The 24,788-nt window shown below is 49.2% G+C and carries 23 protein-coding genes; 3 read left to right on the top strand and 20 right to left on the bottom strand.

The window, feature by feature from the left end:
• Positions 1 to 29 precede the first annotated feature (29 nt).
• From odhB to AC506A_RS07155, 9 genes are all read right to left on the bottom strand, one after another.
• Positions 30 to 1,337, bottom strand: a complete 1,308-nt coding sequence (odhB, locus tag AC506A_RS07115) for a 2-oxoglutarate dehydrogenase complex dihydrolipoyllysine-residue succinyltransferase (RefSeq protein WP_495460266.1) — start codon at positions 1,335 to 1,337, stop codon at positions 30 to 32.
• Complete coding sequence (locus tag AC506A_RS07120) at positions 1,330 to 4,254, bottom strand: 2-oxoglutarate dehydrogenase E1 component (RefSeq protein ID WP_495460267.1); 2,925 nt, start codon at positions 4,252 to 4,254, stop codon at positions 1,330 to 1,332. Before AC506A_RS07120 ends, odhB begins: the two co-directional genes overlap by 8 nt.
• A 246-nt stretch (positions 4,255 to 4,500) precedes the next feature.
• Positions 4,501 to 5,004 carry a disulfide oxidoreductase gene (locus AC506A_RS07125; protein WP_495460268.1) on the bottom strand — a complete coding sequence of 168 codons (504 nt, stop codon included), beginning with the start codon at positions 5,002 to 5,004 and terminating at the stop codon, positions 4,501 to 4,503.
• On the bottom strand, positions 5,001 to 5,723 hold the full coding sequence (locus AC506A_RS07130; protein ID WP_495460269.1) for a DsbA family protein: 723 nt from the start codon (positions 5,721 to 5,723) through the stop codon (positions 5,001 to 5,003). Before AC506A_RS07130 ends, AC506A_RS07125 begins: the two co-directional genes overlap by 4 nt.
• Positions 5,724 to 5,797: 74 nt before the next feature.
• A complete protein-coding gene (locus AC506A_RS07135; protein WP_495460270.1) occupies positions 5,798 to 7,738 on the bottom strand; it encodes an ATP-dependent DNA helicase in 1,941 nt (646 codons plus the stop codon).
• 126 nt (positions 7,739 to 7,864) lie between these two features.
• Positions 7,865 to 8,062 carry a cation transporter gene (locus AC506A_RS07140; protein WP_495460271.1) on the bottom strand — a complete coding sequence of 66 codons (198 nt, stop codon included), beginning with the start codon at positions 8,060 to 8,062 and terminating at the stop codon, positions 7,865 to 7,867.
• Between the two features lie 25 nt (positions 8,063 to 8,087).
• Positions 8,088 to 10,292 carry a heavy metal translocating P-type ATPase gene (locus AC506A_RS07145; RefSeq protein ID WP_495460272.1) on the bottom strand — a complete coding sequence of 735 codons (2,205 nt, stop codon included), beginning with the start codon at positions 10,290 to 10,292 and terminating at the stop codon, positions 8,088 to 8,090.
• Positions 10,293 to 10,427: 135 nt separating this feature from the next.
• Positions 10,428 to 10,751 carry a metal-sensitive transcriptional regulator gene (locus AC506A_RS07150; RefSeq protein ID WP_495460273.1) on the bottom strand — a complete coding sequence of 108 codons (324 nt, stop codon included), beginning with the start codon at positions 10,749 to 10,751 and terminating at the stop codon, positions 10,428 to 10,430.
• A gap of 59 nt (positions 10,752 to 10,810) precedes the next feature.
• Positions 10,811 to 11,344, bottom strand: a complete 534-nt coding sequence (locus tag AC506A_RS07155; RefSeq protein WP_495460274.1) for a hypothetical protein — start codon at positions 11,342 to 11,344, stop codon at positions 10,811 to 10,813.
• 240 nt (positions 11,345 to 11,584) lie between these two features.
• Between AC506A_RS07155 and AC506A_RS07160 the strand changes: the two genes are divergently transcribed.
• Entirely contained in the window at positions 11,585 to 12,055 is a 471-nt protein-coding gene (locus AC506A_RS07160; protein ID WP_495460275.1) for a C40 family peptidase, read from the top strand.
• A gap of 28 nt (positions 12,056 to 12,083) precedes the next feature.
• Here AC506A_RS07160 and AC506A_RS07165 read toward each other — a convergent pair whose 3' ends face one another.
• On the bottom strand, positions 12,084 to 13,352 hold the full coding sequence (locus tag AC506A_RS07165) for a chloride channel protein (protein WP_495460276.1): 1,269 nt from the start codon (positions 13,350 to 13,352) through the stop codon (positions 12,084 to 12,086).
• A gap of 155 nt (positions 13,353 to 13,507) precedes the next feature.
• On the opposite strand from AC506A_RS07165, the gene AC506A_RS07170 reads away from it, so the two are divergent.
• On the top strand, positions 13,508 to 13,663 hold the full coding sequence (locus tag AC506A_RS07170) for a DUF1540 domain-containing protein (RefSeq protein ID WP_090983801.1): 156 nt from the start codon (positions 13,508 to 13,510) through the stop codon (positions 13,661 to 13,663).
• A gap of 156 nt (positions 13,664 to 13,819) precedes the next feature.
• Here the strand turns inward: AC506A_RS07170 and AC506A_RS07175 are convergent, their stop codons facing one another.
• The 3 genes from AC506A_RS07175 to AC506A_RS07185 form a co-directional block, all read right to left on the bottom strand.
• Positions 13,820 to 14,626, bottom strand: coding sequence for a sugar phosphate isomerase/epimerase family protein (locus AC506A_RS07175; RefSeq protein ID WP_495460277.1), 807 nt, complete (start codon positions 14,624 to 14,626; stop codon positions 13,820 to 13,822).
• Positions 14,627 to 14,701: 75 nt separating this feature from the next.
• A complete protein-coding gene (locus AC506A_RS07180) occupies positions 14,702 to 16,474 on the bottom strand; it encodes an ABC transporter ATP-binding protein (RefSeq protein ID WP_495460988.1) in 1,773 nt (590 codons plus the stop codon).
• Between the two features lie 64 nt (positions 16,475 to 16,538).
• Complete coding sequence (locus AC506A_RS07185; protein ID WP_495460278.1) at positions 16,539 to 17,501, bottom strand: serine hydrolase domain-containing protein; 963 nt, start codon at positions 17,499 to 17,501, stop codon at positions 16,539 to 16,541.
• A 105-nt stretch (positions 17,502 to 17,606) separates the two neighbouring features.
• Between AC506A_RS07185 and AC506A_RS07190 the strand changes: the two genes are divergently transcribed.
• Positions 17,607 to 18,371: an alpha/beta hydrolase gene (locus AC506A_RS07190; protein ID WP_495460279.1), complete on the top strand. Its 765-nt coding sequence runs from the start codon at positions 17,607 to 17,609 to the stop codon at positions 18,369 to 18,371.
• 71 nt (positions 18,372 to 18,442) lie between these two features.
• Here AC506A_RS07190 and AC506A_RS07195 read toward each other — a convergent pair whose 3' ends face one another.
• The 7 genes from AC506A_RS07195 to pucL all read right to left on the bottom strand — a co-directional run bounded on the left by AC506A_RS07195 (position 18,443) and on the right by pucL (position 24,780).
• On the bottom strand, positions 18,443 to 19,792 hold the full coding sequence (locus AC506A_RS07195) for a beta-propeller fold lactonase family protein (RefSeq protein WP_495460280.1): 1,350 nt from the start codon (positions 19,790 to 19,792) through the stop codon (positions 18,443 to 18,445).
• A 478-nt stretch (positions 19,793 to 20,270) separates the two neighbouring features.
• A complete protein-coding gene (locus tag AC506A_RS07200; RefSeq protein ID WP_495460281.1) occupies positions 20,271 to 21,785 on the bottom strand; it encodes an MDR family MFS transporter in 1,515 nt (504 codons plus the stop codon).
• Positions 21,786 to 21,964: 179 nt separating this feature from the next.
• The gene (locus tag AC506A_RS07205; RefSeq protein ID WP_495460282.1) at positions 21,965 to 22,873 is read right to left on the bottom strand and encodes a CapA family protein; all 909 of its coding nucleotides are present in this window, start codon (positions 22,871 to 22,873) and stop codon (positions 21,965 to 21,967) included.
• A gap of 19 nt (positions 22,874 to 22,892) precedes the next feature.
• Positions 22,893 to 23,045, bottom strand: a complete 153-nt coding sequence (gene rpmG, locus AC506A_RS07210; RefSeq protein ID WP_495460989.1) for a 50S ribosomal protein L33 — start codon at positions 23,043 to 23,045, stop codon at positions 22,893 to 22,895.
• Positions 23,046 to 23,159: 114 nt separating this feature from the next.
• Entirely contained in the window at positions 23,160 to 23,369 is a 210-nt protein-coding gene (locus AC506A_RS07215) for a hypothetical protein (protein ID WP_495460283.1), read from the bottom strand.
• 77 nt (positions 23,370 to 23,446) lie between these two features.
• On the bottom strand, positions 23,447 to 23,788 hold the full coding sequence (gene uraH / locus AC506A_RS07220; RefSeq protein WP_495460284.1) for a hydroxyisourate hydrolase: 342 nt from the start codon (positions 23,786 to 23,788) through the stop codon (positions 23,447 to 23,449).
• Positions 23,785 to 24,780 (bottom strand): factor-independent urate hydroxylase, encoded by a 996-nt coding sequence (gene pucL, locus AC506A_RS07225; protein ID WP_495460285.1) that lies wholly within the window; start codon positions 24,778 to 24,780, stop codon positions 23,785 to 23,787. The genes uraH and pucL overlap by 4 nt, the downstream gene beginning before the upstream one ends.
• Between the last annotated feature and the right edge of the window lie 8 nt (positions 24,781 to 24,788).

The raw sequence follows: 24,788 nt of genomic DNA on the forward strand, positions 1-24,788 counted from the left end.
GGTGAGGTTAATGTTTGTCCACGGAAGTACTAGCCTTCGAGCAGCAATGATTCTGGATCTTCAAGCAATTGCTTCACTGTAACGAGGAAGCGAACGGCTTCTGAACCGTCTACAATACGGTGATCGTATGAAAGTGCAATGTACATCATCGGACGGTTCTCCATACGCACATCGTCAATCGCCACAGGGCGAATTTGAATTTTGTGCATACCGAGAATACCGACTTGCGGTGCATTTAGAATTGGCGTGGAAAGCAGCGAACCGAATACGCCGCCATTCGTTATCGTGAATGTGCCGCCTTGCAGATCATTCAATGCCAATGTGTTGGCACGTGCTTTACCGGCAAGATCAGCAATTTGCTTCTCGATTTGAGCAAAGCTCAGACGATCCGCTTCACGAACAACCGGTACAACAAGTCCTTCTTTCGCAGATACCGCGATACCGATATCGTAGTACTGTTTCACAAGGATCTCATCGCCTTGAATTTCTGCATTCAGCAGCGGGTATGCTTTCAGCGCGCCGATTACAGCTTTCGTAAAGAAGGACATGAAGCCAAGACCGATGTCATGCTTCTCTTTGAAAGCGTCCTTCCGACGTTTTCTAACTTCAAGAATCGCAGTCATGTCGACTTCGTTGAACGTTGTCAGCATTGCAGCCGTTTGCTGCGCTTCTACAAGGCGTTTCGCGATTGTAATACGGCGACGGGACATCTTACGGCGTTCTGCCGGTTTGCCTGGCTCTGCTGCCGGAGCAGGCGCCGCTGGCGCCGCTTGTACGCTAGGCGCTGTCGCAGGTGCTGTCACTGCAGTGTTATGAGCTTGGATATCTTCCTGACGGATGCGACCCATTGGATCTTGGGCTTGTACTTGTGTCAGGTCAATGCCCCGCTCTCTTGCAAGCTTACGAGCTGCAGGCGTTGCAGAGAATACAGCAGCATTCGCATCGGAAGCAACCGCAGCAACTGCTGGAGTTGGAGTCGGAGCAGCCGCTGGAGCCGGTTCCGCTGCTGCCACTGGCGCTGCCGGTGTTGATGCAGGTGCGACTGGTTCAGGCGCTGCTGCAGGGTCGCTGCTTGGAGACATTGGCTGAGAAGCTGCACCGGAGCCGCTTCCGATCTTACCGATCGACTCTCCAACTGCTACGGTTTCCCCTTCGCCGCGAAGAAGCTGCTCGATTACGCCAGCTTCCTCCGCACTGATCTCGATGTTAACTTTATCGGTTTCCAGCTCAGCAAGCACATCGCCTACATTAACGCTGTCACCAGCTTTAACATGCCATTTAGAGATCGTGCCTTCTACGATCGATTCACCCATTTCGGGTACTTTAATTTCACTCATGGCTGTTCTCCCCTTTAGTCGTCGTTGTTAGCGTACTGCGATTCAGTGCAACGGAAACGATACGTTGCTGCTCCATGTTGTGTACGTATTGGAAACCGCTTGCCGGGCTCGACCGTTTAGGACGACCGATATAACGGATTGTTGTATTCGATGTTACACGTGCGCGAATCCGCGGCTCAACATAGTTCCATGCTCCCATGTTTTGCGGCTCTTCTTGAACCCACAGCACTTCTTTCACATTCGGATAGCGGTTGATGATTTGCTCAATATCGGTTTTCGGGAACGGATACAGCTGCTCCACGCGAACGATATGAACCCAGTTCCATGCATCGGCCGCTTGTCCGTCTTTAATCTCTAATGCAGCTTCCAGATCGATTGCCACTTTACCCGTACAGAAGATCAGTCGCTCTACTTGCTCCGGTTGTTTGCCAAGACCTGGCTGCTCCAGCACAAGCTTGAACGAGCCATGACTGAATTCAGCAGGGTCGGAAGCAACGCTCGGGTTCCGGATCAAGCTCTTAGGCGACATGACGATGAGCGGACGCGCTTCGTCCGTATTGATAATCGCTGCTTGACGACGAAGCAGATGGAAGTATTGCGACGCTGACGTCAAGTTCACGATTGTCAGGTTGTCTTCCGCTGCCAGCAGCAAGAAACGCTCAAGCTTCGCGCTGGAATGCTCGGGACCTTGGCCTTCGTAGCCGTGAGGCAGCAGCATGATAAGACCGGACTTCTGCGACCATTTTACACGACCTGCCGTGATGAACTGGTCAATGATTACCTGCGCACAGTTGGCAAAGTCTCCGTATTGTGCTTCCCAAATAACAAGTGTTTCCGGGGAGAACACGTTATATCCATAATCAAACCCAAGAACGGACGCTTCTGCAAGCGGACTGTTATGCACCGCGAAGGAAGCATTCGCTTGAGGCAGCTTGTGAAGCGGCGAAAATGTCGCATTCGATTCATAGTCATGCAGCACCAGGTTACGGAATGCGAAGGTGGCGCGCTCCGAATCTTGACCGCTCAAACGAATCGGCGTGCCGTCGGATAGAATGGTTGCAAAAGCAAGCGTTTCTGCCAAGCCCCAATCCACCTTGCTGCCTTTCTCCAGTGCGTTAGCACGACGCATCAGAATACGTTCAAGCTTCTCGTGAACCTTAAAGCCATCCGGCCATTTAAGCAGCTCTTCATTAATCGCATTGAGCTTCTTAAGCGGTACGGAGGTAATGACTTCTTTCTTGCGGCGTTTGCTCGTATCATCGATTTTCGGCTGCTTGAACGATTTATCGCTCGACTTCACCTCATCGAGTGCGGCTTGCAGCTTCGCAAGACTTGCTTGTCTAATCGCTGTGACTTGATCCTCAGACAGAAGCCCTTTCTCTTTCAGCTTCTCGCTGTAAATCCGGCCGACAACCGGGTGGTTGCGAAGCTTCTGATAAACAAGCGGTTGTGTTGTTTCCGGATCATCGGTCTCGTTATGACCGTGACGGCGATAGCCAACCATGTCGATCAAGAAGTCTTTGTGGAACTTCTGACGATATTCACATGCCATCCGAACCGCAGCAATACACGCCTCCGGATCGTCGGCGCTAACATGTACGATTGGGATTTCATATCCCTTTGCAAGGTCACTCGCATAATGGGTGGAACGTGAATCCTTGCTCTCGGTCGTGAAGCCGAGTTTATTGTTTACGATAATATGAATCGTTCCGCCGTTCTCATAGCCCGCAAGCTTCTTGAAGTTCAGCGTCTCAGCTACGATACCTTCACCTGCGAATGCCGCGTCACCATGCATCAGAATCGCTGCTGCGCTGCCGAAATCCGATGTTGGGTAGCCCGCTTTGCTGCGATCATCTTGTGCTGCGCGTGTATAGCCTTCAACGATCGGATTCACGTATTCCAAATGACTCGGATTGTTTGCCAGCGAGATCCGCGTTTCAACCGTTTCATTCTCTTTAAGCGAACGATGCGCGCCTAAGTGATATTTCACGTCGCCCGTCCAGCCGATATTGATGCCCATCGCGCCTTCGGATGGCAACAAATCCTTCTCTTTGTTCGGCGAATGATGGAATTCAGAGAAAATAGCTGTGTATGGTTTGCCAAGAACATGTGTCAGTACGTTCAAACGACCACGGTGCGCCATTCCCATTAGAATGTGACGAGCGCCGTCATGCGCGAGCTCGCGGATAATCTCGTCCAGCATCGGCACAAGGGTATCCGTGCCTTCGATGGAGAAACGCTTCTGTCCGACGAACGAGCGATGCAGGAAAGTCTCGAATTGCTCAACATCAACTAATCGTGCCAGCAAAGCGATCCGTTCTTTGGCACTCATCGGCTTGCTTGCCATGCCGATCTCAGCTTGGCGTTGGAGCCAGATCCGCTCATCTTCAGCATGAATATGACCGAATTCGAAACCAAACGACTTCGTATAGACTTCCTTCAAGTGCGAAATCGCTTGGGCACCTGTCCGAATCGTCTCCGGTGCTTCCTCCCAGATGAGAGAAGCCGGAATCGTCTCCAGATCTTCAGGAGACAGCTTGAATGTAACAGGTTCAAGCAGCTGCGTATCCGGTGCGGCAGATAAACCGAGCGGATCATTATCGGCTGCCAGATGACCATAAGTACGGATATTCCGCACAAGCTTGCCGGCGTCGACGATTTTCTTCAAGAAAGCAGGATCAATCGATTTGATGCTATCAGAGCCTGAAACGCCGGATGCGAGCGGTGGATTCACATTTACGATTCGTTTTGCCGATGTGGATGGCGGCGGTCCCCACTTCGCAAAAGAATCTCTGAATGCCGGCTCAACATTTTCAGGGTTTATCAGGAACTTTTCATACATTTCCTCGATATACCCTAAATTCGGGCCGTAATAGAGTTCCCATGGCGACTTCTGACTATTATTCTCTGCTGTCATTACAGGCTACCTCCAACTATTTAGATGCGCTTATTTAATTAATTAACCCTTTGTACGTCCATCCATACATGATAGCAGAAACACCATAGTTGGGACAAATGAACAGGCAAATGTCCATGGAATGTTCATATTTTCAGGCCTGAATCCCCGTTGACAGAGAAAATGCATACTCACAACCGTCAAATCCAAGTAAATTAGCACCTAAATTCGACAAAAAAAAGAAGTCCCTAAGGACTTCTACTCTTATTATAAGGTGGAACGCTCGCCCAACTGTGTTTCATCCTCGCCTTGCTCGGAATCATCATTTACTTCCTCTGCCGTACCGCGCGCATTCAGCATCAGCATCGTGATCAGTGCGAAAGCGATGAACGCCAAGAATGGAATGGTGACATAACCGCCAAACCAATCGAGGTAATCTTCGCTGCATGGAACACCGACGGTGCACGGAAGCATTTTGGCCAAAGCAGGTATTTGCTGTTCCGCATAATGATAGATGGCAATCAGTCCGCCTAGGAGCGACAGCGGCCAAATATAAGGGATCAGCTTTCGATCATTACGGTAGCTCGCCATTCCGAGGAGCACCACAAGCGGGTACATGAATATACGTTGATACCAGCATAAATTGCATGGGATAAAGTGCATGATTTCGCTTAAATATAGACTGCTGCCCGTTGCGACGATCGATACGATCCACGCCAAGTATAGCGCGTATTTGCTAAAGAACCCAAGTCTCGTTGACGATTGGATCATTTGTCCTCGCCAGCCAGTGCGTTGTCGATGGCCTTCTTGATACCCGGATAGTCACCAAATTCACCTGTAAATTCTTCGCCGTTAATGAACAGGGTTGGCGTCGAGTTTACGTTAGCGGCAATTGCGGTCGACTTATGTTTGCTGACTTCTGACGCATACGTTCCTTCTTCGATATCCTTCTTCAGTAATTCCAAATCGACATCGATTGCATTATCTTTAGCTAGTTGAACCAAATATTCAGGCGTAGCCCATAGCGTATGCTCGTCTTGTTGGTTCTTATAGAGAACATCGAAATATTTCCAGAAAGCGTCATTATTCTGATGGTAGACGGACTGCGCGGCTAGTGCGGCTGTCGTCGAATCATCTCCGATGAACGGGAAGTTCATGAAGTAGATCGCGACCTTGCCTGACTCGACGTAGTCCTTCTCGATCTGAGGCTTAATTTGCTGACTGAATACTTGGCAGGATGGACATTTATAATCGCCGAACTCGACGATTTTGACAGGCGCATCAGCTTTCCCAAGAATAGGCAGTTGTTCATAATCAAACGCGGTTGGGTCTGCCTTCGGCGTGAAAATCAGGGCTGCAATAATGCCTAGAAGGACAACGACTCCGGTTCCCCACATCAGCTTCTTCATAAATTTGCGCTGTTTCTCCTGCTTCTCTTGCTCGGCTTTACGTTGACTCTTATACGTGGATTTCTTCATTGGCTGTGACATTTCCGCTTCCCATCCTTTTCTATAAGCCTATTCTATTTAAATTGTAAGAGAATGACTTACTAGATGTCAATTCATCAAACGCTCAGAACCAGCGGCTTTACGCCTCTCGGAAGAATTCGTTCTACCTGCTCCATCACCCGCGAATCCGCCAGCTCTTTGCCCATAATCGTAATCATCCCGGTATCCTCGCGACCACGAATCAATCTTCCCAAGCCTTGCTTTAACCGAAGCAGCATATGAGGCATGTCCACGCTTTCGAATGGGTGCTCGGCATCTCTGCGTTTGGCAGTGAAGACAGGATCGTTCGGAGGAAAAGGAAGCGACCACATCAGCACATGAGACAGCGACGGTCCGGGGATATCAAGCCCTTCCCATAATGTGACTGCACATAGGACGCTGGCTTCATCACTTTGGAACGTCTGGATGAGATGGCTAATTTCAGCTGTCCCTTCAAATAGAAACTTAAATGCTGCGAAATCAGGAATCGATGCGATATCCTCTTTAAACTGAAGCAGTTCTTCCTTGGACGGGAACAAGATAAGCGCGCGTCCTTCCGATTGCTGAAGCCTCCGAAGCGCTAATTTCAACTTGTCAGCTTGGCTGCTAATCGGTGCCACAGCCGCACTCATCTGCGTCTCATAATCATAAGGCGATGCTACCGAGAAGGATAACGCTTTCTGAATACCGATACTGTCTGCAATATAATCAAACGAATCATTTACGGACATCGTAGCAGAGGAGAACACGATTGGCATATGCTTCGAGAAGACACGTTCCTCCAAAATCTCCTTCACCATCTTCGGCATAATGACAAGCGTAATGCCGTCATGCTCTTCTTCGATCCAAGTAATTAAGCCGCTTGGCTTCTTGAATAAGTTCAGGGCCAGCTGGAGCATCTCGATATGTTCTTCTACAATTGTAAGCTGATAGGCATCAATCGTATGCATACCGCTCTCGAAGACAAGCTCCTCTTCAATTGCAGCGAGTACCGTGCCGAAACGAGTGACTTCCTTCAACAACCGCTCTGACATGATCACTTCACGCCGATCCGACGCTGCAATGGAACGGCTGCTGGAATTCAGCAATTTGAAGAGATGCTCGCTCTGATCGATGGCTTCATCAATCGTGACTGCAAGCGTCTCACGGATTTCTCCTTGGAGCAGCCTTATTATAATAGATTCAAATACGTTGTGCTTTAATTTATAAGTGAGCGCCTTCTGTGCTGCAGTCTCCAGTAGATGACCTTCATCAAATACGACTGAGCTGTGCTCAGGCAGAAGCGGTAGCTGCCCCTCGCGCTTACGCGCCTCATAGGTCCACACATGCTCCATATAGAAGTCATGGGAGCAGATGATAATGTCAGCTGCCTTACGGTAATGCTCACGCGAGAGCGTCTGTCCGCAGCGATGTCTTCTTGAGCAAACGAGGCAGTCCTGGAACACGTCCCAGCCAACCGCTTTCCACTGATCATCCGTCAAGTTAGGGTAATCCTTACGATTGCCGTATGGATAAAAGGCTTGCATCGTGCCCGGGTTATGAACAAAATCAGGCAATGCGGCGTGCATGTCCCGATAGATCTCCGTGTCCGTAAAGCCGCCTCTTGCATCTTCAAGCTTATTTAAGCAAATATATTGATCCATCGATTTGCCAAGCCGCGCATCAATCGTCAAATCCAGATAACGTGCCAGCTTCGCGATATCGCCTTCCGGCTTCACCAACTGCTCGATCAACGATTCATCCGCGCAGGCAATAATGGCCGGTTTTCGCGTGTATCGCGCATAGTTAATGGCATAAAGCAAATAGACGAAAGTTTTGCCCGTCCCTACGCCAGCTTCTGCAAAAATCGTTTGTTTCTCGCTATAAGCCCGTTCCAGCTGAAAAGCCATATAGATTTGCTCATCTCTGAGCTCAAATCCGGCTTCAGGCAGCCGCTCATAGAACACATCCGCAATCCAATCGCTGGCTTGCTGGACGAAGGATTCTTTCGGGTCAAAGTCAAAAGGGTACTTGTTCACCAGTTTCAAAGCCTCCAGCACTACTCAATTTCAAACAACATTCAAACCGTAATCATACCATGTTTTCATTTAAAAAGGCTAATCCATCTAGTGGATTAGCCTCGATGTAAGTATTGCCACCTGCGATTAAACGACATCGAATCCTTGATCTTCGATCAGCGTTTTAATGCGATCCAGCGAAATCGATTTCTCCTCAAAATCGACCATAACGCGGTTGCCGGGCAAATCTACCTTCGCTGCAACTCCGTTCTTCTTCAGTGCTCCCTCAATACTGTTCACGCAATGCTGGCAGGACATGCCTTTCACTTGAATGGTAGTTGTCATTAGAAATCGCTCCTCTTAGTCAAAGTTACTTACGGAATCGTTGAAGTCTCAACGCGCTGAGTACGACCGAAACTGAGCTCAACGCCATTGCAGCCCCTGCCACCCAAGGGGCGAGCAAGCCTGCAGCGGCTATCGGGATACCGACAACATTATAAGCCAGCGCCCAAAACAAATTTTGCTTAATGTTGCTCATCGTCTTCCGGCTCAGCGAGATTGCCTCCGGAATACTGCTTAAATCGCCGCGCATGAGTGTAATATCGGCTGCTTCAATGGCAACGTCAGTACCTGTCCCCATGGCCATGCCGATATCTGCAGTAGCGAGCGCCGGCGCATCGTTAATACCGTCGCCAATCATCGCTACTTTAAGCCCTCGCGCTTGAAGCTTCTTCACTTCCTCTGCCTTACCCTCCGGTAAAACTTCGGCAAGGACAGTGTGTATACCTGCTTGTTCAGCGATTGCACGCGCTGTAGAAGCATTGTCACCTGTAATAAGTACAACTTCCAAACCAAGCTTCTGTAAGGCTTCGATAGCAGCGCGAGATGTCGGTTTTATTCGATCCGCGACCGCGATGTAAGCTGCATACACGCCATCAACAGCTGCGAGGACGACCGTATTGCCCTCATTCTCCAGCTGTTCCAATCGTGTTTGGTCTGCAAGCTCGACTAGATGCATCGCAAGCAGACGGCGAGTGCCGACAAGAAGCTCCCTCCCATCAATGCGCGCCTCGATCCCGAATCCTGGAATCGCCGCGAACGATTCGATGGCCGCCGCTTTCTCAATCCCCCGCTCGCGAAGACCGGTGACAATCGCCTCGCCCAGTGGATGCTCTGAGCTGCTCTCAGCAGCGAGGACTAATCGCAGCACTTCTTCTTCTTGAAAACCTAACTCCACCCGATACTGCGTCAGCTTCGGCTTCCCTTCCGTTACGGTTCCCGTCTTATCGAGCAGCACAGCGTCGATGAGATGCGCTCGTTCAAGGTGCTCCCCGCCTTTGAACAAGATGCCCAGCTCAGCCGCTCGGCCTGAGCCGGCCATAATCGAGGTCGGCGTAGCAAGACCAAGGGCACATGGACATGCGATGACGAGCACTGCAATTGCTTTGCGCAGTGCTTCCGGGAATGCTCCCGGCTCCAGTGCGAAGTACCATAACAAGAACGTCACCGCAGCGAGTCCGATGACAATGGGTACGAATATGCCTGAAATAACATCCGCAATACGCTGAATCGGCGCTTTCGAGCCCTGCGCCTCCTCCACGATGCGGATAATCGAAGCCAGTACGGTTTCCTTGCCCACCTTCGTAGCTTTCATGACCAGCAGGCCGTTTCCGTTTATCGTAGCTCCGATAACCGGATCGCCTGTCTGCTTCTGAACGGGGAAGCTCTCTCCGGTAAGCATCGACTCATCGACGGACGAGCTGCCTTCTAATACAACCCCGTCGACCGGGATCTTCTCCCCCGGCTTCACGGCGACTAGATCGCCGGGCTGTACCTCTTCAATGGGTAGACGAACCTCGATTCCTTCTCGCAGGACGACAGCTTGCTTCGGAGCAAGCCCAATCAAGGCACTAATCGCTTGCGAGGAACGCCCTTTGGCCAACGCCTCGAGCAGCTTGCCAAGAAGCAAGAAGGTGATGAGCAGCGCACTCGTTTCATAGTACAGTTCAACACTATGCATGCCATCCTGAAGGGATGCCAGCGTCTCGACCAAACTGTAGAAATAGGCTGCGGATGTGCCGATCGCAACTAACACGTCCATATTGGCGCTTCTTCCGCGCAACGCCTTAAAGGCACCTATATAGAACGGGGCTCCAATGACAAACTGAACCGGTGTAGCCAAGGCGAGCTGCAGCCAAGGATTCATCAACCAGCTCGGAATAGGAAGAAAAGAATCAAATGCAAAGTGATCAGCCATTGCTAACAACAGCGGCAAAGAGAGCAGCGCAGAAATAAACAACCGCAGCTTCAACTGCTTCAATCCCGATTCCCGCTGCTCACCGAGCTGTGTCCTATCCTTATGCAGTTCAGCATGAAAGCCGAGTTGATCCACTTTGCTCATCACGTCGCCAACAGCGATGACAGCTTCATTATATTCAACACGAGCGGTTTCCATCGTCAAATTCACGCTGGCACTCGTGACTCCCTCAAGTCTCGACAGCCCCTTCTCGATTCGAGCTGCGCAAGAGGCACATGTCATGCCGCTAATTTGCAGTGTAGTCTTCTGTATCGCCACTGTCGGTCCATTCCTTTCTTCACTCCATATACCTCTGGAGGGTATATACCTAATCTCATAATAACATACCCCATGGGGGTATTACAAGAGGTGTAAAAAAGACCGCACAGCCTGCTCTTCCGGTCTGTCGGCCTTTTATTTCATCAACTTGTTCATGGTCACAAGCAGTTCTTTTACTACTTCATGATCTCCCTGCTGAATGCGTTCGATAACGCAGCTATTCATATGATGCTCGAGCAGCAGCTTCCCGACTCCATTTAAGGCAGACTGAGCTGCAGCGATCTGATTAAGCACATCATCACAATAGGTATCCTTCTCAATAAGCCCCTTCAAGCCGCGGATTTGTCCCTCAATTCGGTTCAATCGCGTAATCAGGCTATTCTTGATTTCATCGGTATGCGCACTTCGCCGAACAGAACCAGCTTGATCGTGGCAATGCTCATGCTCGCTATGGTTCATCCCACATCCCCCTTTCTTAGCATCACTATATCATACCTCCAGGGGGTATACAACCTCGCCTAACCTTGATACAGAAACACGGCAGCAAGCACAAATATGCCTAGACCGAATACGAGCGGATGCAGGAGCGGCGTCTGCTTACTGCCTTCCTGCGCTTCTATATTCACTTCTTGTGATTCTTCCCGAATCAGCTGTAAAACAACCAGATGAATGAATAGATACAACACATCGACGAATAGCACCATCATGGCGGCATGAGTGCCCATCATGACGCCAAGCATTGCCCCCATCATCCCTCCCATTATCCCTGCGAGCATGCCGTCCAGTGCAGCCATCGTACTGATCGGTTTCCCTGCCAGGTAACCACAGACAAGCCCAAGCAGCACGGAAGCTGCTGTCGGGAAGGTCAAATCCTTTGGATACATAACGCCTGCGATCGTACCAACTGTGACGCTTGTCATCATACCAATCGTCATCGCAATCATCATTCCGGCCATACAGCTGATGAACTCACTTCTTATATAGGTACGAATTATCGACCATACGGACATGCCTGCAACCCCAACAATACTGCCGATATAGAAGTAATTCATCCTTCAAACGCCCCTTTGTCACCTCATCATTCCATGATAGTATTCGGCTGCGTCTGTCAATATTCGTTCGATGAAGATTTTCTAATGCATTTCTCATACTTCGGCTGAAACCCTTGTCATTCCTTGTGAATCCGCTTACCAAGTAAATGTTGGGATTTTTTTATGTGCTATAGTGTTCCTAGGTCATTTGTCCCAGGCAATAAAAACTACTTAGATGAACATCACAGGGGGAATTTCAGCATGAAGACGAAAATCAGCAAACTTGTTATGAGCATCACATTAAGCCTCACTTTACTGGCAGGCGGCACAGCAGCACTACAAGCAACTCCAGCACACGCAACATCAGCTGCGAAAGCAAGCAGCGTGATCAGCACAGCCAAAAAATATCTCGGTACACCCTATAAGTTTGGAGCTTCCACTTCAACAACTCGTTACTTCGATTGTTCTTCATTCACAAAATATGTGTTTAAGAAGTACGGCACTACGCTTCCGCGTACGTCCAAGAGTCAATCCAAAGTCGGTTCTTATGTAAGTAAGAGCAACTTGAAGCCAGGCGATTTGGTTTTCTTCTATAAACCGATTCATCACGTCGGCATCTACATCGGCAATGGTAAAATGATTCACACCTACGGCAAGCCAGGCGTCATGATTTCGAGCATCAATTCCGGTTGGTGGAAAGATCACTATGCTACTGCACGCCGTGTATCCTAGTAAATGATTTTAAAAAGGGAAGAAACGCTCATTGCTGAGCGTTTCTTCCCTTTTTTCGTATCGTATACAGCGCACGTAGTCCGGGCACTTTAATATAATAGCGCGGCCTGTCAACACCAATTAGCTGTGAGCTGTAGATTCCATTATGACCAGAGAACATATAGCTGATGATACATGCAAGCAGCATATAACCGGCACCTGAGGTGCCGAAGAGTTCAAGACCAAGAACGACACAGGCCAGTGGTGCATTGGCAGCTCCACTGAATACCGCAATTAATCCGAGCCCGGCCATAAATGCGATGCTCAAATGCAATAGTGGCGCAAGTGCATTGCCGAGTGCGGCTCCAATGACAAACAGCGGCGTAACTTCTCCGCCCAAATAACCTGTGCCGAGTGTTACAACGGTAAAGATCGTTTTCCATAGAAATGCAGCTCCAGGCAGCTGCTCTTGAAATGATTGCACTAGAAGCGGCAAGCTCAACCCCAGATACTCACGGGTACTAGCGGCGAAAACTAATCCAATAATGAGCAAACCACCAACGAATGCTCTTATCGGAGCAAGCGGAACCAGCTTCGTGGAGATGCGTTTGACAACTTGAATCGCAGTCGTGAATAGAAGGCTCATCAACCCGAACAATACAGACGCCAACAACACCTTCAATAGAACAACCAAACTAAACGAAGGAATGCTGCCGCCCATACTGTATGCCATATGGTGGATTCCCCAAGCTTTCGTTGTATAGTTCGCTACAAAAGCTGCAATGAGACATGGCAAGATCGCATTATACGTAATCTTCCTGCCCATGATTACAACTTCAAGTGCAAAGACCGCGCCTGCCCACGGCGTTCCGAATACCGCACCGAATCCAGCACTTATTCCACATAACAGAAGGATTCGCCTGCCAGCTGCACTCACCTTAAATGCCCTTCCGAACCAGTCAGCCAGACTGCCGCCTATTTGAACAGCTGTCCCCTCCCGGCCGGCTGAGCCTCCAAATAAATGAGTGATCCATGTGCCCAGCAGGATGATGGGAGCCATCCTAATAGGGACGCGTTCATAGCGATCGATATTATTATCACCGCGACGTATTTGTTCAATGATGAGGTTATTGCCCTTAGCGGTGTTCGCCCCATATTTCACAAATAAGTAGCTCATTCCGGCTCCTGCGATTGGCAGAAGCAGAATTAACCAATTAAAGGAATTCCGAAGATAAGTTGCATATTCGAGCCCGGCAAGAAACAAAGCAGCTGCCGAACCCACTGCAATCCCTGTTACCACGCTATACATGATCCACATTAAACGCTTGCGCACCATCGCCATCGTCAGCCCTTACATTCTATTTGCTCCCTATCATAGCCGCTTTACAGCTTTGCAGGCAATAAACTTCTGCGGCTAGGGTATAAAAGGCATGCCAAAACGACCATCCTAAATGAGAACGGAGGTGAGTTCAGATGGCGAAAGATGTACTTTGCGAAGTTAATTCCTGCAAGCATTGGGCTGCAGGCAACCATTGCAACGCTTCTTCCATTTATGTGGTAAGTAATCGCGGGAAACAAGCGAACAATTCCGAAGAGACAGATTGCAAAACCTTTGAAGCGAAAATTTAACGAAGATGCTTGGTTTGCATAACAAAATGTGATGAAACGACAACGAGCCGCCTCGACCAGAAGGCGGCTCGTCCTGTCCTTCTATACCGTAGTATAGCCAACAGTGATAATAATTATCATTGAGAATGGAAATTGCAATTATTTTTTATTAAATTTCTAGGCTTGCCATTTCTTCACGTTTTCACGGAAACGTTTGTAGATCCAATCGTTAACTTCCCACAGGTCCGCAACCGGTTGGTTCGTGTGTGGAAGTGTGTGCATGTAACCCGGAGGTCCGAATTCAGGCACAACCGTTGAAACAGCATGTCCTTGTGCCGCACGGCTTAGGATCATTTCTTTCCACCAGCCTTCGAACAATGACACTTCATAAGCGTATTCCGGTGCCGAAGGATCTGGTACTTGCGGTCCTTCCGCGTAGCCTACACGTGCATGAATATGAAGCGTACGGGAAATCGCAAGCTCGATATCCGCTCTGTTATCTTCCAGATGTGACTCGCAAACACAAGTCCAGTGGCTGAAGTCTGCTGTGATTTTGAGCTCAGGGAGCGCTTCAAGCAAACGAGCTGTCGTCCAAGGCGTGAACATTGCACGTTGACGATGCGTTTCATGACCAACCGCAAGGCCTGTTGCGCGTTCTACTGCAAGCGCTTGTTCAAAGAAGCTGACTTGCTGCTCAAACGTCATATGATCACGAGCACTATGGGAGTTCACGAAGAGCGGTTTAAACGAAACCGCGCGCTCCACTTGCTCAGCAAAACTTGCTGCATGATCAGCGCCGCCTGTGAAGATTTGCGGGATAAAGTCAAATTTGAACTCTTCCAGCAGCTCCTTGAATTCATTCTCTTGATCGGCTTCAGGCATCGGTGTCTCAACACCGTCAAAACCTGCTGCTTGAATCCGGGTAAACATATCCCGATATGTGCCTTCCATTCCCCACAATGCTTTCAGAAACTTCGTTTGCATCTAAATGTTCCTCCTCAGACCTATACAGTTTATAAAATTACCACACTTTACTATACACGTGCTCGTCCAAGCTGACTACTCTAATTCTACGGTTTCTCTCTCATTCAAACGAAGCTGCTGCGTGGCAAATTCCAAGTACAAGGGATGCGATTCAAGCAGCTCATCATGTGTCCCGCTTCCGGTCAGCTTCCCTTTCTCAATGAATAGAATTTGATCGGCATCCACTACCGTTGACAACCGGTGTGCGATGACAAGCGTCGTACGCCCTGTCATTAAATTTTTAAGCGCTTCTTGAACGACAACCTCAGACTTGCTGTCAAGACTTGATGTTGCCTCATCGAGCATGAGAATCTTCGGATCACGCAGCAGCGCTCTGGCGATGGCAATCCGCTGACGTTGACCACCGGAGAGTTTGATTCCGCGTTCCCCGACTTCCGTATCATAACCATTTGGCAGCTCGCTGATGAATGTATGGGCATAAGCCATTTCCGCCGCATGAACAATCGAAGCGTCGCTTACTTCATGATCCATGCCGTAGCACAAATTATCTCGGATCGTGCCTGCGATCAATGGACTTTCCTGCGAAACGTACCCGAACTGGCTTCTCCACGATCTCAAATTGTAGTTGTCTATGGATTCCTTACCAAGCTTGATTGTCCCGCCTGTCGGCTCATAATACCGTTCCAGGAGTGAGAACAAGGTTGTTTTCCCGCCGCCGCTTGGCCCTACGATTGCCGTAACCGTCCCCGGCTCTACACGGAAATTCAGATCAGCCAGTACGGGTTCGCCGTTCGAGTAATTGAAGCTGAGATCGTTGACGGAAATGGCCTGATCCGCACGATCAACCGGTTTGCCGCCCTCGTGATCTTCTTCCGGTGAATCCAGAATCGTAATAATTCGTTCTGTTGCGCCGACCGTTTTCTTGAACTGCGTGAAGAATGACGTGATTTGCGTCATCGGCATTACGATTTGAATGAGATATAGAATAAAGGCAACGAGTTCACCGGCCGACAAAGCGCCTGAAGATACCCGCATTCCGCCGTAACCGATAATGACAACCAGCAGCATCATCATAACGAAAAACATGAGCGGTGCAATCATGGCTTGGATGCGCGCTTCTTTCAGACCGAAGCTGAACAGACTGTTAATTCTCGTACTGCCGGCTGCGTATTCGCGTTTCTCGGCATTCATCGATTTCACAAGTCTAACTTCTGATAGAACCTGTGTAAGTGTAGTTGTGAAGGATGCAGTTTCTTCTTGCAGCCCTTTCGAAACGATGTACATTTGACGGCCCAGCGGGACGAGGAATAGTGCAGCAATCGGAATAACGCCGAGCATGACTGCAGTCATTTTCCAATCCATGTAGAACAATACAGCAACCGATCCGATTACCGAGATAATCCCGGTTAAGAAATTCGTTACATTCTCTGAGATAAGCTGTTTCACGACACCCGTATCATTGGTCATCCGGCTAATCGTTTCACCGGTGCGATGATTGTCATAGAACGGAATCGGCAGCTTCAGCAGCTTCTTCCATAGCCGGTCGCGCAAGTTGGCGACAATTCGCTGTCCAATCGCATTCAGCATATACATCGCGAAACTGCTGGCTAGTGCTTGCAATACGAAGATGCCGCCAAATAGCGCAATTTGCTGCCAGCTGAGATTGCTGATCGAAAAGCCGTCCACGAGATTTTTCGTAAACAGCGGTATGATAAGCGAAATTAATGTCCCGATCAAACTCATCGAGATGGCCGTAATAAGTAGTCCTTTAGACGGTCTTGTTTGACCGATCAATCGTAACAGCGGTTTCCAACCGCCGCTTGGTTTTGCTTGGTCGTTCATTGTAATCAGTTCCTTCCCTGCGTATCTATTCTGTAGTACGCGTTAAGCATATCAGCGGTTTTTGAACAGATTATGAACAGAACGGAAGGATATGTTGGAAGAGCAGCTGTTTGGCTGCCATCGCGCTGCTCTTGCCTTCAGGCTCTTTGCGAATTGCAACCACCAGTTCATGAGACGGTACGATAAAAATGTATTGTCCCCCATAGCCTTTGGCGAAGCATATGTCTACGACCCCATTATGCGACTCCGTTGAGATCCACCAATGGTACCCGTATTCACCGAATATCGGGGGTTCATAATGAGCCAGTCCTTTATGATGAATCGAGGTTGACGTTTCGACCCAGCTCCGCGGAATAACCTGCTCTCCATTCCACATCCCGCCTTGCATATATAGCTGTCCGAATTTCGCCATGTCTCTGGATGTCATATGTAATCCCGCTCCACCTTCGTAAATGCCGTCGTGACTGTTCCATCTCGGTTTACGAAAGTTCAGTTTCTGAAACAAATGCTCCTCCGCGTAAGCATAGGTTGTTTGACCGGTCGCCTTCGTCAGAATGGCTGATAATAAGTGAGAACCGCCGGAATTATAGGCAAAAGCTTCTCCCGGGTCATGCGCCATCGGCTGCGAGAGAATGAAGGAGATCCAGTCGTCCGCACGCTTCATTTTCCAATACGGCTTATCGAAATCCGGCCAATCCAGTCCGGACGTCATGGATAGCAGATGCTTGATTCGAATGGAACGTTTACGTTCATCATCCGTTGCAGCAAGTGCGGGAAAGTAGTCGGCAATCGGCTCGTCGATACCGCTAATGTGACCTTGCTGGGTGGCGATGCCGATTAAAGCAGAGAGAATGCTCTTCGTACAGGAGTAAATCGCGCCAACTCGGTCGATGTTCTTCTCATGCCATTCCCACAGCAGCTGACCGCTTCGCAGGATGACGACATCGTTTATTTTCCATGCTTCCAGATGATTGCGAAGTTCTTCCGTATCGAACTCTGCCCCAAGTGCTGACGAAGGCGTTATGAATTCCATGAATATGTAATTCCTTTCTCACTGGCTGAATGGGATATCGGCATGTAAAATAAGAATAGCTTGTCAGATCCTAACAAATGCGAACAAACCGGAGGTATGAACAGGATGGCTCTAATTCAATGCGATTTCTATTCGGAAGTGCTTGGCTTATCTATGTCGATGAACGTTATTTTACCACAGGCTGCTCCCTCACAAATTGGGATGGCTTCTCATGCCGGACAGACGAAACATAAGACGTTGTTCCTGCTTCATGGCTTATCGGATGATCATACGATCTGGCTTAGAAGAACATCAATCGAGCGCTACGTCGCAGCACTTGGCATCGCTGTTGTTATGCCTGCCGTACATCGCAGCTTCTATACCAATATGGTATCCGGCGGCAATTATTGGACATTTATCAGCGAGGAGCTTCCGGCAATTGCTCGTTCTTTCTTCCCCCTGTCGGAGCGTAGAGAAGATAATTTCGTAGCAGGTTTGTCCATGGGCGGCTATGGCGCATTTAAGTTGGCCTTGAATAAGCCGGAGTCGTTTGCGGCTGCAGCGAGTTTGTCAGGCGCACTTGATTTGAGAGACTTTACGGATCGCTCCTCTCTTGATTATAACCTGATTTTCGGATCACCTGAAAAGGTGGAGGCGCTGCCGAACAACTTGTTCCTGGCTGCAGAGCAGTTGGCTTTATCGGGCCAGCCTGTTCCGAAGCTCTATCAATGCTGCGGCACCGAGGATTTCTTATACAGCCATAATGTGCGGTTCCGTGAACATGCACAGCAGCTCGGACTGCCTCTTACCTATGAGGAAGGTCCGGGAGAACACGAGTGGGGTTATTGGGACGAACATATCCAGCGTGTGCTGGCATGGCTGCCCTTATAGATGGAACGATGGAAATAAAGCCGCGGCGGAAATGAGCTCTGAAGCTCCTTTCCGTCCGCGGCTTTGTTTGGTTAATCCAGCAGTATAGGTGAAATAGCAACGCCAGATGGGAAGCTGCCCGTCGGCAGAATCGCAATCGGCAGCTGACTGGCAACCTCAATGACCGCAACATAGCCAAAGGTTAGTATCGTCACATATACCTTCAAACCATCCGCAGTTATCGCGATATCGCTCGTATTGCTGCCTGCCGGCAGCTCAATACGAGTTAGAATTTCATTGCGCGACAGATTGATGACCACGATCTCGTCGCCACCTCGGCTAGCAACATAAGCTAAAGCGCCATCCGGCGTAATAACAAGCTTCTGGGGATCATTGCCCGGATCCAGCTTGATCGTAGCCGTAATGGCTTGCGTAGAGGTCCGAATCGCATAAACGCGTTCGAATTGCACGTCGGTTACATACGCGATCTCGCCATCCGGCGTAAATGCGATTGCAGACGGTTTAGAGCCATGAGGGAGCCTTATTGTGGATACTATGGCATGGGTGATCGTATCTACTACCGCGATGCAGCCTTTGTTAATCAAACAGCAATAGGCTTTCTGTCCATCAGGCGCAATTGCTACCGCAACGGGATCACTGCCTGAAGGGAGCGCAATCAACTTGATGAGCGAACGTGTTTCCGTATCAATGACGACGATATAGTCCTCCACCATGGTCGTCACGTAAGCTTTCCCGCTATTGCGCGACACGGCAACCGCAAGCGGCACCGCACCTACCGGGAACGTAATTTCGCCGACGATGGTATGCGTAAGCGTATTGATGATTTTGACCGTTTTATCACCTTGGCAGGTCACTAACACTTCTCGCCCATTCGGAGTAAAATCAAGCTGACGCGGACTGCTGCCAACCGGGAACGGAATCGTTGCCACTCTCGTATTGGTTGCCGTCTGAATGACCGTTACCGTGTGCCCGGTATGATTCGCGACGTATGCGTGCATCATTTCATCCATCAGCGACGACATCACCTGCAAATTATGCTGGGCGATCACCTCACCTTTGTCATCGAGCTCCGCCATCGTAGCAAACACTTCACCGGCCGCAAGACCGTTTGCCGTAATACTAACGCCAAATTGATCCAGTTCCTTAACCTCATGCTGAACCGTGAAAGTACCGCTGGAATAACCGACAGGCTGCAGCTCCACAATAGCCAACCGGCGCATAACGAGCTTCCCATACCCCCCTCCTACTTGATCACTGTTTACTAGATTCGAATCCATTGATGCTGCTGCCTCAGTGGCAATCGTATACACCTGAATGCCTGCCGATGCTTGCTGTCTTCCGCGATTCATTACCGTAATTCTAAGGCTCGCCGTTCGTCTGCGTTCTCGATTAATCAGCAGCCCAGTGTCCAAGATCGGCAAAGGGGACGCCTCCTCTACTCTTCCATTCCTCTATCCTATGAGATGCTAGAGTAAATGGCGCGAGACATATCACTATGTCGAGCTGGTAGATTGTGCAGGCTCGGTTGCATGAACATAGAAAAGCACCGTTCGCTGCCGAACGGTGCTTGGACAGGTGGTTGACGATCTAGTTATGTTCTGGCAGATCGCAGTCATCACCGTAGTCGGTGGAATGATCTAACGAACCGTACAGCGCTTATTTGTCCATTCATGGCTCCTAAATATTTCTAACGAACCGTGGGGGCTCTATTTGATGGTTTTGGCTTATATTAGAGCCTATTATCCCCAAATAACGCCTCTACGGTTCGTTAGATTCTCGAAGCCCCGAAATTCGGCTCAATAACGTCCCTACGGTTCGTTAGATTTTCGCGGAGGCAAGATGAGGAGTACGAAAAGATGAAAAATGGTTGTCGAGACTTTATCGACTGCATGAGACCAGTTAGTGCCCCATCATCATAGCCGCATCTGCTCCCGTTTCATCTCCGGTCGTTACTTTATCCTCTTCCTTCAATCTTGGTTTGCGTAGGATGAGTGAAAGAAGAACACCTGCCGTTGCAATACATGCCGACAGGAAGAACGTATCACCATATCCCGCTACAACTGCCGTAAGCGGGTTTGCCCCTTGCTCAGCGCTTGCCGAATGGGAAGTAATTTGCGAAGTCAGATACCCGGTAAGTCCGGCAACCGCGAAGGATACAACAACTTGCTGTGCGGCTGTTGTAAGAGGCGTTACACGGCTGACCAACCGACGAGGTGCCGAGTTCAGAACATGTGTGTTCAGCGGCATCATGGAGAAGCCCATACCAAGTCCCATCATGCAGACGGATACAATGATAAGCCACAGACTGGTACCAACCGATACGGTGGATAAAATAAACAACGCAGCAGAGACGACGGCCAAACCACAGAATGCAAGCGGTCTAGCCCCGATTTTATCAAATAACCGTCCGCTGATCGGCATGCCGATGCCTGCGCAAAGCGCTTGCGGCATTAGGATCCAGCCGGTCTCTAGAGCTGTGTAATGCTTTACGCTTTGAAGGTACAGCGGAACAATCAACATGGCGCCAAACAACGCGAGCTGCACGATCCACGTCAAAATAATACCGCGGGTAAAATCCGATGATTTGAACACTTTCAGTTCCAGGAGCGGCTGCTCCTGCCTGAGTTCCACGAATATAAACGCGATTAATGCAAATCCGCCGACTGTCAGTCCCGTAATTGTAGCCGTCGAAGACCAGCTTGTCCCCCCTTCGCTCACCCCGAAGGCAAGCATGGTAAACGCAATTGGAGCAAGGAACATGCCGATAACATCCAGATGAGGCGCTTGATGACGATCGGACTTTGGCAAATATTTAACGCCTAGAAAGAATGCAATAATGCCGATTGGCAAATTAATAATAAAGATCCAATGCCAACTGACTGAATCCACCAACCATCCTGACAAGACAGGGCCAAAAGCCGGCGCCATCAGCATCGGAATGCCTAATACACCCATAATCGATCCGCGCCGTTCGGGAGGCGCAAGCTTAAATACCATCGCCATACCGATTGGGGACACCATACCTCCGCCTAGGCCTTGAATAACTCGGTAAATAATCAGTTGTTCCGGCGTCTGCGCAATACCGCATAAGAGCGAACCAATGGTGAACAACGTAATCGTCAGAAGAAAGATTTGTTTGGAGCCGAATTTATCCGTCAGCCAACCGGCAAGCGGAATTACAGCAGACAAAGCAAGCGTATAACCGGTAACGGTCCATTGGATCGTCTTCAGATCCGTATCGAAATAATCCACCAGATGCGGAATGGCGTTATTGACGACCGTACTATCGAGAATAACCATAATCATACCTACGATAATCGCCATAAGCGGCGCAATAATGGTTTTAAGCGAGAAGTCATCGTCTTTACCCGGTAAAGGTTGCGATTGTGTTCGTGTTCGTGTTCGTGCAGACATGTTCGGATCCTCTCCTTTCTACTGATGATTAGGTTCTCCCTCGACCCGCCGTAATAATTGTTGAGCGCAATATTTGTATCTGCCACTTCTGCACGATTATTGATGGATTACCATGTTCGGTTGACATAATAAAAAGAAGCGAAGCTTCTGCTTCACTTCTGGCCATCTTCAGGTGCCTATCACCCCGGCACGACTCGATAAACGTTATTTTTCCCTACATTCTGTTTAATCCGGGTTGCCACCCTTGACATTTTCACCACATCGGTCTTTCCTTTTGCATTTTTCGTTATGGTTAATAGCAAAATCGTACCTCGGAGTCTTGCGGTATGCTGAGGGAGTTCGGTGGATACGAAATTTCCCAGCGAAGATGCCGATATTCGGTTTCTAATTTGTCCGTCGATGTCCTTCATCTTAGACATTCGTATCGGATGCAGCACATGAGGATGCGCTCCCAGCACTGCATTCACACCATTTCTAAATAACAGCTGCATGAGCCGAATTTGGCCGCGGTCGGGATAAGTGCGAAATTCTTTCCCAAAATGGAGGCAAGCGATGATAAAATCCGTTCTACGCTTCAAACTGCGCACATCCGCAATCATCTTTTTCCGATTTAAACGGTTGACCAACCACGTCTGAGGCACTGAAATCCCATTCGTTCCTTTGGTATACGCCAATATTCCGATTCGGATTCCCTTTACGTTAACAATCAGTTTTTTGCGTCCTTCTTGGGCGGAACGATTCGTCCCCGTATGCCGCACACCGTAACGATCGAGGACGTTTAATGTCCTCTTCAAACCAGAGACTTTCCCGTCCATACAATGGTTATTGGCTGTGCCTACTACATTGAAACCCAAACTTCGAAGCGTACCAGCAAATTTATCCGGGGAGTTGAACAACAGTTTTCCGCGCACTGGGCGAAAATTGGAACCAGAGAAGGTCGTCTCCAGATTACCTATCGTGAAATGGGCATTTCGCAGATAAGGCTTCACTTTCGCAAAAATCGGGGCGAATCCGCCTTCTCGCTGAGCCGATGCGATCATCTTCTTTTTCATCAACAAATCCCCGACAGCAGCAATTGTGATTCTCATCCATTCACCCCGCTTCTGCTCATGAGCGAGTCTCCCTATGAAGCGTTACTTTTTTATGCGACGGGCAATATTTTCGAAGCTCCAGACGCTGGGGATTGTTTTTCTTGTTTTTGGTCGTCATGTAGTTGCGGTCACCGCATTCCGTACATGCCATTGTAATCGTTACGCGCATGATCCTGATCACCGTCCTTTATCCATAAATTATGAATAAAGGCGTCTGGGTGACAATCATAAATAAACAAAAAAGAGCTAAGCACAACAAGCTGCTTAGCCCATTTTCCATACTCTAACCTGTTGGGCCATCCGCGAACAATACGCGCAGCTCCTCCAGCCTTGCCAGCATATGTTTAAGCTCAATCGCCAGAAACTCCTCATTGGCAGCTTCAAACGCCTCTTTCAGCTTCGCTAAACTTTCGGTTGCTTCCGGCAGCAGCTTGAACGCTTCTTCAGCATGTTTGTAAAAGGGATGGACTTGGCTTGCCTGCGGATCTGTCATCGATGCTCACTCCTTGCACGTATGTAGGTAGTCTATACTCTACCATTGCGCAAGCGATTTTGCAAAATCCTGCCAGTTTAGCTTCCTCTATACGTGCTGTAACCCCCCGGCGCAACCAGCAGTGGAATATGATAGTTGGAGCTAGAATCCTCGACGATAAACCGAACAGGTACAAGGCTTAGAAACCGCGTATCTCCAAAATAGCCGCCAACATCAAATAGCAGCTCGTACTCGCCAATGTGCAATTCCCCACGGCCTAACAAGGGCATATCCACGCGACCATCCGTGTTTGTCCGTACTTCCTTGATCAACTTCGGCGCTTTGCCAAGTGAGGAATGAACCCAAAGCTGAATCTTCATCCCGGCGGCCGGCTTCCCTTGCGACGTATCCAGAACATGCGTGGTTAATTGCCCCATCATGGCGACACAACCGACTTTGCCGTATTATGGGCCATTGCCTTTTGAAAAGCAGCACTCTCCAAATCTGCTCTCGTGAGCGAGAAGCCTTGAAACCCATATAACGGCCTTGGCTCTGTATAAACGCCGGCTCCTGTTACAGGATCACGATCGACGATCGTTTCCCACGTGCGGTTATTGGATTCGAAGCTGACCTCCTCTAATTGCGGGAACCTATTTAATAGCTGCAGGCCAATTTGACAGACCAAATATTGAATAGACGGAGACTGGATCGCGTGGAACACCTGCTGAGCAAGATCGCGAATTTGCTCTGCCGCAGCATAGGAACCGCCGTCAAATGCATCCTCAACCTTCGCATATCGCCAATTAAGATTTAAGTAAATAAATAAAGGTCGATCAAAGCTTTCGGGCAATGTCGTATATTCATCACGGATGAAACCGTAAAACGAGCTCCCGCTCACTTTAATGAGCTGCAAATCCGCAATACCGCTGGAATGATTGACCACGACCGCTTTGGCATCGGCTGCGCGTTTCATCTCCAGGGAGGCATGCGCATGTTCATTATGAGATCGGCGAAACACTAATCCACTCTCGTTAAACCCCTCTTCCGAGCTCACCTGAATGACATGGAAAGGAATACGATCGGCAGTAATCTCGATATCCGTAATATGCGGGTACTGAGCCAGAAACGCTTCTGCGACATAGGCTAGGAAACCTTCTGTCGTGTTCCCATCGTAACTCGCAGCATGACGAAGAATAAAATTTTTCATGGAGTCGGTAGCCACAACCTGCGTATTGTCACCTTCACTGAACGAGCTGAGCAGTACCTCGCTGCTGACCGAGAACGTCACATTATGCGCAAAAATAATATTGGATTCGCCACTGTACGGTGATTCCGGAATCGGCGCTACAACAAGCGGAGCCGCATAGGTTCGATAGGTTAACACATCGCCTTTGCCATAATAAAGCGTCCGTCCATCTCGAAGCTTCATCATGCATCATC

This window comes from Paenibacillus sp. N22P23 (genome assembly GCF_059383735.1).

Bases quoted from the DNA above. Each gene is read 5' to 3' on its own strand.
- odhB (WP_495460266.1), bottom strand. From the start codon at position 1,337: ATGAGTGAAATTAAAGTACCCGAAATGGGTGAATCGATCGTAGAAGGC.
- AC506A_RS07120 (WP_495460267.1), bottom strand. From the start codon at position 4,254: ATGACAGCAGAGAATAATAGTCAGAAGTCGCCATGGGAACTCTATTAC.
- AC506A_RS07125 (WP_495460268.1), bottom strand. From the start codon at position 5,004: ATGATCCAATCGTCAACGAGACTTGGGTTCTTTAGCAAATACGCGCTA.
- AC506A_RS07130 (WP_495460269.1), bottom strand. From the start codon at position 5,723: ATGTCACAGCCAATGAAGAAATCCACGTATAAGAGTCAACGTAAAGCC.
- AC506A_RS07140 (WP_495460271.1), bottom strand. From the start codon at position 8,062: ATGACAACTACCATTCAAGTGAAAGGCATGTCCTGCCAGCATTGCGTG.
- AC506A_RS07150 (WP_495460273.1), bottom strand. From the start codon at position 10,751: ATGAACCATAGCGAGCATGAGCATTGCCACGATCAAGCTGGTTCTGTT.
- AC506A_RS07155 (WP_495460274.1), bottom strand. From the start codon at position 11,344: ATGAATTACTTCTATATCGGCAGTATTGTTGGGGTTGCAGGCATGTCC.
- AC506A_RS07160 (WP_495460275.1), top strand. From the start codon at position 11,585: ATGAAGACGAAAATCAGCAAACTTGTTATGAGCATCACATTAAGCCTC.
- AC506A_RS07165 (WP_495460276.1), bottom strand. From the start codon at position 13,352: ATGTGGATCATGTATAGCGTGGTAACAGGGATTGCAGTGGGTTCGGCA.
- AC506A_RS07170 (WP_090983801.1), top strand. From the start codon at position 13,508: ATGGCGAAAGATGTACTTTGCGAAGTTAATTCCTGCAAGCATTGGGCT.
- AC506A_RS07175 (WP_495460277.1), bottom strand. From the start codon at position 14,626: ATGCAAACGAAGTTTCTGAAAGCATTGTGGGGAATGGAAGGCACATAT.
- AC506A_RS07185 (WP_495460278.1), bottom strand. From the start codon at position 17,501: ATGGAATTCATAACGCCTTCGTCAGCACTTGGGGCAGAGTTCGATACG.
- AC506A_RS07190 (WP_495460279.1), top strand. From the start codon at position 17,607: ATGGCTCTAATTCAATGCGATTTCTATTCGGAAGTGCTTGGCTTATCT.
- AC506A_RS07200 (WP_495460281.1), bottom strand. From the start codon at position 21,785: ATGTCTGCACGAACACGAACACGAACACAATCGCAACCTTTACCGGGT.
- AC506A_RS07205 (WP_495460282.1), bottom strand. From the start codon at position 22,873: ATGAGAATCACAATTGCTGCTGTCGGGGATTTGTTGATGAAAAAGAAG.
- rpmG (WP_495460989.1), bottom strand. From the start codon at position 23,045: ATGCGCGTAACGATTACAATGGCATGTACGGAATGCGGTGACCGCAAC.
- AC506A_RS07215 (WP_495460283.1), bottom strand. From the start codon at position 23,369: ATGACAGATCCGCAGGCAAGCCAAGTCCATCCCTTTTACAAACATGCT.
- uraH (WP_495460284.1), bottom strand. From the start codon at position 23,788: ATGATGGGGCAATTAACCACGCATGTTCTGGATACGTCGCAAGGGAAG.
- pucL (WP_495460285.1), bottom strand. From the start codon at position 24,780: ATGATGAAGCTTCGAGATGGACGGACGCTTTATTATGGCAAAGGCGAT.